Source organism: Methermicoccus shengliensis DSM 18856, assembly GCF_000711905.1.
Taxonomy (GTDB): Archaea; Halobacteriota; Methanosarcinia; order DSM-18856; family Methermicoccaceae; genus Methermicoccus; species Methermicoccus shengliensis.
The window spans coordinates 218281-231631 of sequence record NZ_JONQ01000007.1; the positions used below are offsets into that span (position 1 = coordinate 218281).

12 protein-coding genes are annotated in these 13351 nt (G+C 56.1%); 8 read left to right on the plus strand and 4 right to left on the minus strand.

Going from position 1 to position 13351, the window contains the following annotated elements:
• The first annotated feature begins 5 nt into the window (after positions 1-5).
• From BP07_RS01560 to BP07_RS01580, 5 genes are read left to right on the plus strand one after another with little or no spacing between them, the layout of a single operon-like run.
• Positions 6-2453 (plus strand): GltB/FmdC/FwdC-like GXGXG domain-containing protein, encoded by a 2448-nt coding sequence (locus BP07_RS01560; protein WP_084174038.1) that lies wholly within the window; start codon positions 6-8, stop codon positions 2451-2453.
• Between the two features lie 30 nt (positions 2454-2483).
• The gene (locus tag BP07_RS01565; protein ID WP_042684665.1) at positions 2484-2771 is read left to right on the plus strand and encodes a DUF357 domain-containing protein; all 288 of its coding nucleotides are present in this window, start codon (positions 2484-2486) and stop codon (positions 2769-2771) included.
• 53 nt (positions 2772-2824) lie between these two features.
• Positions 2825-3163 (plus strand): DUF555 domain-containing protein, encoded by a 339-nt coding sequence (locus tag BP07_RS01570; RefSeq protein WP_042684669.1) that lies wholly within the window; start codon positions 2825-2827, stop codon positions 3161-3163.
• A 6-nt stretch (positions 3164-3169) separates the two neighbouring features.
• Positions 3170-3982 (plus strand): tRNA pseudouridine(38-40) synthase TruA, encoded by an 813-nt coding sequence (gene truA, locus BP07_RS01575; protein ID WP_245597019.1) that lies wholly within the window; start codon positions 3170-3172, stop codon positions 3980-3982.
• A gap of 16 nt (positions 3983-3998) precedes the next feature.
• The gene (locus BP07_RS01580) at positions 3999-5123 is read left to right on the plus strand and encodes a PHP-associated domain-containing protein (protein WP_042684674.1); all 1125 of its coding nucleotides are present in this window, start codon (positions 3999-4001) and stop codon (positions 5121-5123) included.
• A gap of 12 nt (positions 5124-5135) precedes the next feature.
• Here BP07_RS01580 and BP07_RS01585 read toward each other — a convergent pair whose 3' ends face one another.
• The 3 genes from BP07_RS01585 to BP07_RS01595 all read right to left on the minus strand — a co-directional run bounded on the left by BP07_RS01585 (position 5136) and on the right by BP07_RS01595 (position 9047).
• Complete coding sequence (locus tag BP07_RS01585; protein WP_157203023.1) at positions 5136-5354, minus strand: hypothetical protein; 219 nt, start codon at positions 5352-5354, stop codon at positions 5136-5138.
• Positions 5355-5408: 54 nt separating this feature from the next.
• The gene (locus BP07_RS01590) at positions 5409-7847 is read right to left on the minus strand and encodes a heavy metal translocating P-type ATPase (protein WP_042684678.1); all 2439 of its coding nucleotides are present in this window, start codon (positions 7845-7847) and stop codon (positions 5409-5411) included.
• A 339-nt stretch (positions 7848-8186) separates the two neighbouring features.
• On the minus strand, positions 8187-9047 hold the full coding sequence (locus tag BP07_RS01595) for a polymer-forming cytoskeletal protein (RefSeq protein WP_042684681.1): 861 nt from the start codon (positions 9045-9047) through the stop codon (positions 8187-8189).
• Positions 9048-9121: 74 nt separating this feature from the next.
• Between BP07_RS01595 and BP07_RS01600 the strand changes: the two genes are divergently transcribed.
• From BP07_RS01600 to ilvN, 3 genes are read left to right on the plus strand one after another with little or no spacing between them, the layout of a single operon-like run.
• Positions 9122-9583, plus strand: a complete 462-nt coding sequence (locus tag BP07_RS01600; protein ID WP_042684682.1) for a phosphopantetheine adenylyltransferase — start codon at positions 9122-9124, stop codon at positions 9581-9583.
• Between the two features lie 50 nt (positions 9584-9633).
• Positions 9634-11307 (plus strand): acetolactate synthase large subunit, encoded by a 1674-nt coding sequence (locus tag BP07_RS01605; protein WP_042684684.1) that lies wholly within the window; start codon positions 9634-9636, stop codon positions 11305-11307.
• Between the two features lie 2 nt (positions 11308-11309).
• Complete coding sequence (gene ilvN, locus BP07_RS01610) at positions 11310-11813, plus strand: acetolactate synthase small subunit (protein WP_042685047.1); 504 nt, start codon at positions 11310-11312, stop codon at positions 11811-11813.
• A 243-nt stretch (positions 11814-12056) separates the two neighbouring features.
• Here the strand turns inward: ilvN and BP07_RS01615 are convergent, their stop codons facing one another.
• On the minus strand, positions 12057-13337 hold the full coding sequence (locus tag BP07_RS01615; protein WP_042684689.1) for a LeuA family protein: 1281 nt from the start codon (positions 13335-13337) through the stop codon (positions 12057-12059).
• Positions 13338-13351: the final 14 nt, after the last annotated feature.

Below are 13351 nucleotides of genomic sequence, written 5' to 3' on the forward strand. Positions count from 1 at the left end.
TACACATGACGTTCAGACAGACAGAACAAGAGGGCGGGTGTGGTGTCGTTGGACTCATATCCACCATGCCCATCGAGGCACGGTATTTAGAGAGAGCACTGGTGCAGATGCACAACAGAGGAAACGGCAAGGGAGGGGGTATTGCTGCGGTTGGGCTGGACCCCTCATGGCTGGGAGTAGACGAGGACATGCTCAGGAGAGACTACATAGTGACAGTGGCGTACCTCGACCCCTCTGCGCGAGACGAGGTGGAGCGGGAGCTCGATGCCGTGTTCGAAATCGAGCACTGCAAAAAGCTGGAAAGTGGAGATGCAGAGGAGATGGGGCTCGATGTGAGACCCCCAGAGGTGTGGCTATACATGTGCACCCCAAGAAGGGGTGCCGTTGAGCAGATAGAGGGGCTTGCTGGAGAGAAGGCAGATGACGAGCTGGTATTCAGAACGAGCACGAGCATCAACCGACGGTTTTATGCCAACGGGGTGCTCAGGGCGTTCGTGCTCTCCCATGGGAAGAACATGCTCATCCTCAAGGCAGTGGGCTATGCAGAGCATGTGATTCAGTATTACAAGCTCGAGGACCTGAAGGCACACGTGTGGTTGGGACACCAGCGCTATCCCACCCGTGGCAGGGTGTGGCATCCCGGCGGAGCGCACCCCTTCATGGCAATGCACGAGGCTCTTGTGCACAACGGCGACCTCGCCAACTATTCCTCACTCGCAAGCTACCTGTCCGAGTATGGCTATGAGCCCATGTTCCTCACGGACACCGAAGCTGGTGCGCTGCTGTTTGACCTGTACACCCGTAAGCTGGAGTACCCGCTGGAGTACACGATAGAGGCAATTGCCCCCACCACCGAGCGGGACATCGAGCTTCTACCAGTAGAGAAGAGGCGGCTCTACAGGACGATACAGGCCCTGCATGTGCACGCCTCGCCAGATGGTCCATGGTTCTTCATACTTGCACGCAACATTCCCGCCAGAAACGAGATGCAGCTCATAGGCATCACGGACACCTCGATGCTGCGACCGCAGGTGTTTGCCCTCCAGCAGAGGGAGCACACAATCGCCCTGATAGCCTCAGAAAAGCAGGCGATAGATGCAGTGCTGGGCGAGCTTGCCGCACACAAAAAGGGCTTTGATGAGGTGGCAGACCGATACTGGAATGCGAGGGGAGGAAGCTACACCGATGGTGGGGCATTCATATTTACCCTCAGAGATGGGGTGCTCGAGGCGACCAACAAGTTTGGTGCTCCCGTGGATATGGATACCTTACCCTACACATGCGAGGGCACGTTCACCGATGAGGACGCCCTGCGCATCCAGCAGCTTGCGCAAAAGGGAGACGGGAAGGCCCTGTTCTCGTGGATGGTGGATAACATCGGGCGGCTCGATATTGAGGCAGCACTCGAACACCTCATTTCCTGTGATGGCTCACTGGAGGCCCTCATACATTGCCTAACCCTCATGCTCGATAGAAGGTATGACCCCGTGAGTGTTAGGCGGAGTGTGGTGCTCTCCCGTGTGCAGCGTGCCCTCAATAAGCTCCTTGCCTCATGTCCCTACGTGGGCTCATCAGAGAGATACGTGCTGGTGGATGCCCCCCACAGAGAGGACCTATGTGCCCCACTGAACGAGCAGGTGCTCGTGGTTGATGCTGCGGGCTTTGCACAGGAGGGAGAGCATAGCGTCGCAAGGTTCATCGTGGACGCCTACCGCATGGGCTGGAGAGAGTTCATCGTGTTCAACACGCGGGGGCACAGGTTCATAGGATGTGGGCTGGGTCCAAATTCCCATGGTGTCAGAATAGACGTGTATGGCTCGAGCGGGGACTACCTTGGCTCTGGAATGGATGGGGCAGAGGTGTACGTGCATGGAAGTGCACAGGATCAGGTAGCTCAGATCATAAAATCTGGAAAGCTGGTGATACACGGGGATGTGGGGCAGACATTCATGTATGGCGCCAAGGGAGCAGAGGTGTACGTGCTCGGAAATGCCGCAGGAAGGCCATTGATAAACGCCGTGGGCTCTCCAAGGGCGGTGATAAATGGCACGTGTCTCGACTACCTCGCCGAGTCCATGATGGCTGGAAACCCCCTGAGTGGTGGAGGGTTTGTCATCGTGAACGGAGTATCCTTTGATGAAAGGGGCAACATCATAGACCTCGAGGAGCCCTATCCAGGTGGCAACCTGTTCTCCCTTGCCTCTGGAGGCGCCGTATACATCCGAGACCCCATGGAAAAGCTCGATGAGGGACAGCTCAATGGTGGAAGGTTCGCCGAGCTTGGCGAGAGAGACTGGAAGCTCATAGAGCCCTACCTCAGAGAAAATGAGAGGCTGTTTGGCATTCCAGTGGAAAGGTTGCTAACCGTGAATGGCAAGAAGATGTCCCCATACGAGGTGTACAGGAAGGTGGAGGCGGTTCCAGTAAAGGCCCTGGCAGCCCTTGGGGCATAATGCTTAATACTACCCCCACAACCCCCATACATGGTCGAGCCACCTGCACTCGAGGAGAAAGCAAAGAGGTATGGGGATATGCTGGAGCGTGCCCTCGAGGAAGTGGAGATTGCTGCCATGAGGGATAGCTTCCTCTTCAGGGCAGGATGTGACCTTCTGGAAATGGCGAGGGCGTATCACGAGGATGGCATCTTTTTCATGGGGAAGAACGACCTCGTGAATGCCCTCGTGTGCTTTAGCTATGGACATGGATTTCTCGATGCTGGAGTGAGAATGGGCGTGCTCAGAGCGAAAAGCAAAACGCTGTTCACGCTGTAGGGAAAACAATAAAAAGCTTGAGTTGTGGACGAGGATAAGGAGGAGATGTCTGGGTGGGAAACTATCTCGTTTCGCTTGAGGCAGCATGGGTGGTCAAGGACGTGAACACGCTGGACGATGCCATGGGAGTGGCAATCTCGGAGGCTGGCAAACGGCTCAACCCCAAGCTCGACTACGTGGAGGTGGATGTGGGACAGAGGTTTTGTCCCTCCTGCGGGGAAATATTCGACAGTGCCTTTCTGGTAGCCAAGACCGCCCTCGTCGGACTCGTGCTCCAGATGAGGGTGTTCGATGCCGAGAGCGAGGAGCACGCCTCCCGCATCGCCAAGAGTGTTATTGGCAAGGCACTTAAGTCCGTGCCCCTCTCTGTTATCAGCGTGGAGCCACTGTGAGGGGTTATGATGAGAATAGCGCTTAGACTCGCCTACATGGGCACCCAGTGCTCTGGGTTTCAGATACAGCCCGATGTGCCCACTGTGGAGACCTATCTCTTTGAGGCTCTCTCGGCACTTGGCATCATGGACGATCCCAAGAGGGCTGCCTATGCGAGGGCATCCAGGACAGATGCGGGAGTGCACGCCCTCGGACAGGTGGTGGCATTCAACACACCACATCCAGAAAGAGCCCTTCCAAAGGCCATCAACGCCTACCTTCCTCCCTTCATATGGTGCTGGGCACGTGCCATCGTTTCACCCGAGTTTAATCCCCGATATGATGCAAAGGAGAGGGTATATGAGTATATCCTGTATAACGAGGGCTACGACATACGGGCGATAAGAAGGGCGTGTAGGATGCTGGAAGGAGAGCACGACTTTGCCAACTTTGCGAGCGTCGAGGACGACAATGGCAGCACCATCAGGAGGATAAACCAGATAAAAGTCAGGCTGGATGGAGAGTTCGTGCACCTCACCATCGCCGCCAACAGCTTTCTCAGGACAATGGTCAGAAGGCTCATCACCGCCCTGAAGATAGTGGGGGAGGGTATAAAGGACGAAGAGTGGATAGCACAGCTACTCAGCCCCGAGAGCTACAGGGAGAGCATCGAGCCCGCTCCACCCTTCGGGCTGGTGCTGAAAACGATAGCCTACGAGGGGATAGAATGGGAAAATGATGAGTATGCCATCTCGAGGACAAATCGTGCCCTCATGGAGAATCTGGTGATGTTCGGCACGATGGCGAGGGTGATGAGAATCATGCAGGACATGGAGTAATAACATACGGGGTGGCATGATGAGCTGGACAGCGCAGAGGCTGAGAGAGCTTCTCGATGGCGAGTGCGCCCATATGTGCGCCCATATGGGATGTGATATGCATGTGCACTCGAGCTACTCCTCGGATGTGCCAGATGTGCTCTCTCAGAGGCCGCTAAACCGACTGCTCTCAGCCCTCGAGCGGGGAATGTACTACTTCGTGCTCACAGACCACGACACAATGGCTGGATATGTCCAGCTCATGGATGAGCTCTCCATGATGGGAGAAGTGGGAAAGCTGGCAGCCGAGCGTGTGATTTCTGGAGTGGAGCTCTCGTGCCGATGCCCAGAAGTGGGAATCGTGCACACCAATGTGTTCGGGCTCGATGAGCGCCAGTTTGCCCACATTGACCGCCTCAGGGACGCTGGGGGATTCGTGAGACTGGAGAGGCTGATGCCCTACCTCGATGCAGAGGGGCTCGTGTGCAGCCTCAACCACCCCCTGTGGCAGCCGCCGGATGGCAACATCACATTCTCCAAAGTGGTGAGGGGTGTGCTCACCACCCTTCTCAACAGGAGGCTACACAACGGAGAGGCAATAAGCCAGAAGATAGTGGAGAGCCTGTACAGCCCGGAGGGGCAGCGGCGGATGGAAGAGGTATACAGGGGAACACTGGACATCGCCGGGCAGTTTTCCCTCATAGAGGTAAACGGCAGCCGTGTGGCTCTGATGAACGACATAGCAGAGCACATCGCCTCAGAGGTGGGTGTGCCCACATGTGGTGGCTCCGATGACCACTACGGAGAGGTGCTGGGGCTATGCTATACAATAGCCGATGGAAAGGACAAGTGGGAGTTTCTCGAAAGGGTCGAGAAGGGAATGGGGCAGGTAATGAGGAGGGATGCCGACTTTGCCACCTCCTGCATGAGGTTCATAAACTTCATAAGGCTGGTGGCAGAGAGCGAGGAACCAGATGAGGTGGTCGTCTCCCTGTTCAACTCCCAGATTGGAAGGCTACCGCTCCTCATCGCTCCAAGGTTCATAAGGCTCATGTATCGCTTGCTGAACCGCCGCAACAAACGAGCTCAGCGCGCTGTTGAGATCATGGCTACCTCCTACCTAAAGGCACAGGACCTCAGAGGAGGCAGGGGCACCAGCTGAGGGGCATGATGGCTATGTGCCCAGTATGTCCATTGCCTTCTTTACCACGATTGCCATGAATACAACAACACCTGCTGCTACCACCCAGCTGAGCCTTCTTATCCACTTTGGGGAGATGTGATACGGACTCGTGAGCTCAACGAGCACGAGAAGCCCTATGAGCATCAGGATGAAAAACAGGGTGATGTCATAGCTGCGAGTGAGGCTCATGAGGATAAGAACGGTAAACATCCATGCCGAAAGAGCATAAATAAACCTCTGCTGCCTTGTTAGCATTTCGCCCTCCTATGGAGTGTATCTTCTGAGCCTCAAGGAATTGGACACCACCGAGACCGAGGAGAACGCCATGGCAAGGGCGGCCACCATGGGGTTGAGCAGGATGCCAAAGAACGGGTAGAGCACCCCAGCCGCAATTGGTATTCCAACCGTGTTGTATATGAACGCCCAGAACAGGTTCTGCCTGATGACCCTCACGGTCATCTTCGAGAGCCTTATTGCTCTTGCCACATCCATGAGGTTGTCCCGCATGAGGATGATGTCGGCAGCCTCGATGGCGACATCGCTTCCAGCACCTATGGCTATGCCCACGTCGGCCACCACGAGGGCTGGAGCATCGTTCACACCATCCCCGACCATCGCCACCACCTCGCCCTGCTGCTGGAGGCTCTGAATCGTTCTGGACTTGTCCTCTGGGAGCACCTCGGCGATGTATCGGTCTATGCCCAGCCTTTTCGCCATCGCTCCTGCGGTGCGCTCATTATCTCCCGTGAGCATCATGGTGGATATGCCCATCTGCCTTAGGGTTGAAAGGGCACGGGTGGCCTCTGGCTTTGGAACGTCTGCAGCTGCAACGAGCCCCACCACTCTACCATCTCTCGCCACATACATCACCGTCTTTCCCTCCTCAAGCAGCGGGATGGCTCTCTCAAGGGCATTGTCCAACGGCACACCGAGCTTGGACATCAACCTGTCGTTGCCCACCAGCACCTGCGAGCCATCCACCTCCCCCCTGATGCCCATGCCGGGATATGACTCAAACCCAGAGACCTTGGGAATGGAGAGATGGGAGGCCGCCCTCACTACCGCCTGTGCGAGGGGGTGCTCCGAGGTACCTTCCACCGCAGCCGCAAGGGAGAGGACGGCATCCCCATCGAGGTCATCTAAGGGGAACACGTCAGTCACCTCTATCCTCCCAGTGGTGAGGGTGCCAGTCTTGTCGAACACCACAATGCTCACACGGTGAGCAAGCTCGAGGCTCTCGGCTCCCCTGATGAGGATGCCGCTCTCGGCTCCCCTGCCCGTGCCCACCATGATGGCAGTTGGCGTGGCAAGCCCCAGAGCACAGGGACATGCGATGATGAGCACCGAAACGAAGCTCAGAAGGGCGAATGTGAACCTTGGCTCGGGTCCGAGAAAATACCACACACTAAACGCCACGACGGCAATGAATATCACGATGGGCACGAATATTCCAGCTATCCTGTCTGCCACCCGCTGAATGGGTGCCTTGGAGCCCTGTGCCTCCTCCACGAGCCGTATAATCTGGGACAGGGTGGTGTCTGCCCCCACACGCTCAGCCCTGAATGTGAACGCCCCCGTGGTGTTCAGCGTTCCACCTATGACCTCATCTCCCACGTCCTTGTCCACTGGTATGGACTCCCCAGTGAGCATGGACTCGTCCACACTGGAGTGCCCCTCTACAATCACACCATCCACGGGAATGCGCTCACCCGGACGCACGAGCACAATGTCCCCCACTCCAACATCCTCAATGGGCACCTCCACCCTCTTCCCATCCCTGATGAGTGTGGCACTCCTTGGCCGTAAGGAGAGCAACCTTCTTATCGCCTCCGAGGTCTGACCCTTTGCCCTCGCCTCGAGCAGCCTTCCAAACAGTATCAGAGTGATGATGACCACGGCAGTGTCGAAGTACACGTGCACCTCAAGACCACTCCTCTCGAAAAACTGCGGAACCAGCGTGCCTGCTATGCTATAGAGAAAGGCAGCGGATGTGCCCACCGCAACGAGCGTGTTCATGTCGGCAGTGCCGTGTTTGAGGGCCCCCCACGCACCCCTGTAGAACTCAGCACCAGCCCAAATCTGCACTGGCGTGGCAAGAGCCATGAGGAAGAGATGAAGTACATTCCTATCGATGCCAAGTGCCACCAGCTGAGACGAGAACACGCTCAGCAAAAACACGGGCACCGCTATGCTCGCACTGAATGCCACCTTTCTCTTGAGCCTCGATAGCTCCTGCTTTCTTGCCCTCTGCTCCCTGTCCAGCGCCATCTCGCCCTCGGCGACCACTTTGTAGCCAGCATCCTCTATCGCCCGCATGAGCTCTGCGGGGCTCACCATGGTATCGAGGTACTCTATGGTAGCCCGCTCGGTGGCGAGGTTGACGTTTGCCCGAACCACTCCATCAATGCTCAAGAGTGCCTTTTCGATTTTGGCGACGCACGAGGCGCAGGACATACCTGTGATGGGAATCACTGTCGTCTTGGTGGCTCCCCCCTTGGGCGTCTCTTCTTTTTCCAACCCCTCCAGCATGCTTTCGTCTATCTTGCACACTTCGCACTCCTCGACCACATAGGACTCGGGAGAGGCATCGAACCTCTCCTTGCATGAGGGGTTGCAGAAGTAATACGTCCTGCCCCTGTACTCGGAGGTGGCGGCAGCCTCCTCCTCACTCACCTCCATGCCACACACAGGGTCTATGGGCACTTGTGCTCACCTCACTCATCCACTGCGTGTTGGGGGGTTCTTCGTGCCCACTGGTGTGCAGTAATGCCAGCTCTCGAACCCATGGGCACAGCCACCATACACCAACATGACAGTTACGTCCACATGAGGGCTAATCAATTTTTGGGTGCAGGCTATCTTCTCAGAGTTGCTTACTTCGTAAGCAACTGCTGATTACTCCGTAATCAACACTCCACCGCCCAGTGTGCGCCCTCGAAGAACACCACGTCCTGCTTCCATTTGGTATGGACGCCCGTAGCATGAGCCCCAGCATGCGGCGAAAAAGCCGCTGGCGCACTCCAGCTCAGTGGCAGAGAGCACTCATCCCTCCCCCCTATCCAGAGCTGCATTCCCCTCCCTCAGCTCCTCAACATCCCTTATGAACACCATGCTCTCCGAGGCAACGAGGCTCTCCACATCGATGCTGGGATGCACCTCCAGCGTATGGGCCTTGACCCTCCCAAGAATGCGGCAACCCTGCTCAACCCTCACGTGCCGTGCCTCGATTCCGCCATGAATCACGTTGTCCTTTCCGAGTACCACGCTGGTGCGAGCCCTTATGCCTCCAAACAGCTCGTTTTGCTCACCCATCTCAACGCTCTTTGCCCTTATGTTGCCCACCAGCCTGCACCCTCTTCCCACCACCACGGGCGCAGGCGTCTGGATGGTGTTGAAATCCAGCATGCTCCTCGGGGGCACCACCATAACCTGCGTGGGGTCTGGTGCCTCTTCCGAGAACAGCTCATTTAATGCCTCCTCCACCTGCTCTGCCCTTCCAAGCTGCAACAGCGCCAAGAGATACAGATAGATGTAGAGCACGAAGGGCAGGGGGTTGCGTATGCGTATCCAACCGTGTGCCTCGAAGCCCTCCTCAATCTTGATTTCTCTTCCGATGTCGAGGTCGCCATCCACCACGAGCCTGCCGCCAATCCTCACCCCCTCCCCAAGGTACACATTCCCTCTGGCTACGAGGTCTCCCGACACCGACGAGAAGCCATCGATTTCCACATCCCCTCTGGCATCGAGTGTGCCCCCAAAGCTTACCCGCTCCCCTGCCCTGATGTTGTTGGCAATCACGCCATACCCAAAGTCCACCCCGCTTCCCACGATGAGGTCGCTCTCCAGCACGACGGTTTTCTCCTCCATGCGGGTACCATCTGGAATTGCAAGCTGGATGTCCATTCGGACAGGGAGATAAACATGCTCCAATATAAGCATTGGCAGGGTTTATGTAGGGCAACGGCAATGGATGCGCCATGGCAAGAGTGGCGGTGGGTGGCACGTTCTCCCCACTTCACAGGGGACACAAGGCATTGCTCAAAAGGGCGTTCTCGCTTGGCAACACCACCATAGGGCTCACGAGTCAGCAAATGGCCGAAAAGAGGTCAAGATATGTGGAGCCCTATGAAATCAGAAAGGAGAGGTTGCTCCAGTGGGCTAAATCGTGCTGTGGTGTGCATCCAGAGGTCATCATGCTGAATGACCCATTTGGCAGCACGCTCGATGAGGACTTCGACTACATCGTGGTATCACCAGAGACCCACGAGGTGGCGCTGCGCATCAACGAGGAGAGGGAGAAGAGGGGGAAAAGCCCAATCGAGGTCGTGCTCGTGCCATTTGTGCTCGCAGAGGATGGGGTTCCCATCTCATCCTCCCGCATAGCCAGAGGAGAGATCGACGAGGAAGGCAGGCTGCTGCGCCCACCCAAAAGCATTTAAACAATACTCCCAAAAGTGGGACGGTCTCGAACACGCACGGAGGAGGTCTTTTGTCTGGCAACAGAATAACAGGGGCTAAAGCCATCATCGAATCTCTGAGAAAGGAGGGTGTGGACATCATATTTGGGTATCCTGGCGGGGCGATACTGCCCACTTACGATGCCCTATTTGACTCAGACATAAGACACATACTGGTAAGGCACGAGCAGTCGGCGGCCCATGCTGCGGATGGATACGCCAGAGCCACTGGCAAGGTGGGGGTGTGCATGGCAACCTCTGGCCCCGGAGCCACCAACCTCATCACCGGTATTGCCAACGCCTACATGGACTCCGTGCCCCTCGTAGTCTTCACGGGACAGGTTCCAAGACCACTCATAGGCAACGATGCCTTTCAGGAGGTGGACATCAAGGGCATCACGATGCCCATCACCAAGCACAGCTACCTTGTACAGGATGCCTCTGAGATCCCCAAAATCATAAAGGAGGCATTCTACATCGCATCCACTGGAAGGCCGGGCCCAGTGCTCATAGACCTTCCAAAGGACGTTACCACAGAGGAGATCGAATTTGAGTACCCTGCGGAGGTCAATCTCAGGGGATACAGACCCAAGCTCATGGGCAACGAGCAGCAGATCAAGCGGGCTGCCCTCGCCATAGCCAAGGCTGAGAGGCCCGTGATATATGTGGGCGGTGGGGCCATCATATCAAATGCGGCAGAAGAGGTCAGGGCACTGGCAGAGAAAATCATGGCGCCCGTGGCCACCACATTGATGGGAATTGGGGTGTTTCCAGAGGACCACCCCCTCGCCCTGCACATGCTGGGCATGCATGGCACGAAGTACGCCAACTATGCCGTGCAGGAGAGTGACCTTCTGATAGCAATCGGGGTGAGGTTTGATGACAGGGTGACGGGAAAGGTGGACTCCTTCGCCCCAGAGGCAAAGATCATCCACATCGACATAGATCCAGCCGAAATAGGCAAGAATGTGAGGGTGGATATTCCAATCGTGGGAGACTGCAAACACGTGCTCCAGAGCCTGCTGAAGTACGTGGACAGGTGCCGCTCAGAGAGGTGGATAGAGCGCATAAAGCAGTGGAAGAGGGAGTTTCCCCTTCAGTATGAGTACAGCGATGCGGTCATCAAGCCCCAGTACGTGGTCGAGCGCATACACAAGGCATGCAAGGATGCCATAATCGTCACTGAGGTGGGCCAAAACCAGATGTGGGCAGCCCAGTTCTTCACGTACACCGAGCCGAGGACATTCATCTCACCAGGCGGGCTTGGTCCAATGGGCTATGGCTTTCCAGCGGCGATAGGGGCAAAGCTCGGAAGGCCAGACAAGACCGTGTTCGACATCGCGGGGGATGGGAGCTTCCAGATGAACAGCCACGAGCTTGCCACCGCCGTGAAGAGTAATGTGCCCGTAATCGTTGCCATACTGAACAACGGCTACTTAGGGATGGTGAGACAATGGCAGGAGCTGTTCTTCTGCCGCAGATATTCCGAGACGTGCATTGAGGGGAGTGTGGACTTCGTGAAGCTGGCAGAGGCTTATGGTGCACTGGGGCTTCGGGCAGAGCGGCCCAGTGAGGTGGACGATGTGATAGAGGAAGCCCTTAGAGCGAACCGTCCCACTGTGATAGATTTCGTGTGCGACCCAGAGGAAAACGTGTTCCCCATGGTGCCAGCGGGAGCCTCCATCAACGAGATGCTGGAGGGATGAACATGAAGCATACACTCGCAGTCCTCGTAGAGAACAAGTCGGGGGTGCTCGCAAGGGTGGCTGGGCTGTTTGCAAGAAGGGGCTACAACATCGACTCTCTGGCAGTTGGAGTGACAGAGAACCCAGAGATATCGAGGATGACCATCGTGGTGAGAGGAGATGACAGGGTGCTCGAGCAGGTCAGCAAGCAGCTCAACAAGCTGATAGACGTGATAAAGGTCTCGGACCTTCCCTCCGAGGAGTCAGTGGAGAGAGAGCTTGCCCTGTTCAAGGTGGCAGCCGATGCCTCCACTCGTCCTGCCATCATGCAGCTCGTGGACGTGTTCAGGGCAAACATCATCGATGTGAGCAAGCGCTCGCTCATAATAGAGATCACAGGGGACGAGGAGAAGATCAATGCCATGGAGAGTCTGCTTCGGGACTTTGGCATCCTCGAGATGTGCAGGACTGGCAGGATTGCCATGAGTCGTGGGCTAAAGAGCGTGGTGTACGAGGATGAAGGATAGTCTGACCTCCTCCCCGCCCTGAAGGGCGAGGCTTCCAGTTCGTAAGGAAGGTGAGAGCTCTTGCAAAGCGAAGTTCGTCGAAGCGTTTTGACAAAGGGTATAACTGTCTCTACCCCCTCCCACCCCTCTTAATTCATCCCCCTTGAAACGAGGGGCTTTCTTAGCGACATTTTGTAAATGTTGGTTACTTCGTAAGCAACTGTTGTACTCAATCAACAGAAAGAAGATAGAGCAGAAGAGGCTTCACTCAAAGGTGCCACTCTGATCATCCTCCCCGCCATCCTCGTGTATGAGGGCCTCGACTAGGTAGTACTTCTTCACGTACTCCTTCATCTCGTCGTCTGAGATGCATGAGCGTCGCTTCTCCTCGTTGTACAGCCTCTGAATCTCCCGTGTGATTGCCTCGATTCGCTTGTCCCGCTTGTTGACCTTTATGGATACTCCGAGCTCCTTTTGGAGTATCTCCTCCACCTTGTGGGCAATCACATCTGCTCCCGAGGTGCTGCCCACAAAGAGTTTTCGTTCCACGCCAAGCACCTCTGGCGGATAGGGCTCGTAGTTGAACGGGTTTTTGAGCACGCCAGCGGTGTGTATTCCAGACTCGTGGGCAAAGATGTTCTCGCCCACCACGGCCTTGTTTCTAGGAATCCTGATGCCAAGCTCTCGCTGGACATAGCGGGCGAGGGGGTTCAGTGGCTTGAGATTGTACTTGTCTATCCCCAACCTCTGATTTAAGAACAGCAACAGCTTTTCCAGCTCGGCATTTCCAGCCCTCTCCCCCATCCCCAAGAACGTGACGCTCGACCAGTCGGCACCATACCAGTACCCCACAACGGAATTGATGAATGCCATGCCAAAGTCATCGTGACAGTGGGTCTCCACGTGCCTTGCACCAGCCTCCCTCACGCCCCTGATGAGGTAGGGAATGCCATAGGGCTCGCCCACCCACTCAAACGGTACCCCATATCCAACTGTATCACACACCCTTATTATGCACTCCGGGTCAATCTCCACAATCTTGCGAACGAGGGGAAACACAAACCCCGAGTTGTCCGCTCTCGTCATATCCTCCAGATGGGCTCGAGTTCTTAGTCCATGGTCAACCGCATACTGCAGGGCACTTAGATACTTCTCCTCGGCCTCCTGCCTGTTAGAGAGCCCCATCTTGGTCTTTATGTGCACATCTGAAACTGACATCAGGATGCCCGTCTCCTCTATCCCATCCACACCAAGAATGATATCGATGTCCGCTGGGTTGGCCCTCGCCCAACCCGTAATCTCTGGCTTCTCATAGCCCAAGTCCTGCATCTCCCTTATGGCCATCCTGTCTCTCTCGTGATACGCAAACAGCTCCAGCTTCTCCACGCCAATCTCGTGAAGTGCCCTGTAGATTCGAAGCTTGTGCTCTGTTGTCATGACGATGCCTGGCATCTGCATGCCGTCCCTGATGGTGCTATCGCTGACGTACACCTCCTGCCCCTCTGGTAAACTCAATTTTGGGATGTCCTCATAACGACTGTACATCACAACAAATCACC

What these genes read in the sequence shown, in the direction of transcription:
- BP07_RS01585 (WP_157203023.1), bottom strand. Translation starts at nt 5,354, where the DNA reads ATGTTTACCGTTCTTATCCTCATGAGCCTCACTCGCAGCTATGACATC.
- BP07_RS01595 (WP_042684681.1), bottom strand. Translation starts at nt 9,047, where the DNA reads ATGGACATCCAGCTTGCAATTCCAGATGGTACCCGCATGGAGGAGAAA.
- BP07_RS01615 (WP_042684689.1), bottom strand. Translation starts at nt 13,337, where the DNA reads ATGTACAGTCGTTATGAGGACATCCCAAAATTGAGTTTACCAGAGGGG.
- BP07_RS01600 (WP_042684682.1), top strand. Translation starts at nt 9,122, where the DNA reads ATGGCAAGAGTGGCGGTGGGTGGCACGTTCTCCCCACTTCACAGGGGA.
- BP07_RS01580 (WP_042684674.1), top strand. Translation starts at nt 3,999, where the DNA reads ATGATGAGCTGGACAGCGCAGAGGCTGAGAGAGCTTCTCGATGGCGAG.
- truA (WP_245597019.1), top strand. Translation starts at nt 3,170, where the DNA reads ATGATGAGAATAGCGCTTAGACTCGCCTACATGGGCACCCAGTGCTCT.
- BP07_RS01565 (WP_042684665.1), top strand. Translation starts at nt 2,484, where the DNA reads ATGGTCGAGCCACCTGCACTCGAGGAGAAAGCAAAGAGGTATGGGGAT.
- ilvN (WP_042685047.1), top strand. Translation starts at nt 11,310, where the DNA reads ATGAAGCATACACTCGCAGTCCTCGTAGAGAACAAGTCGGGGGTGCTC.
- BP07_RS01560 (WP_084174038.1), top strand. Translation starts at nt 6, where the DNA reads ATGACGTTCAGACAGACAGAACAAGAGGGCGGGTGTGGTGTCGTTGGA.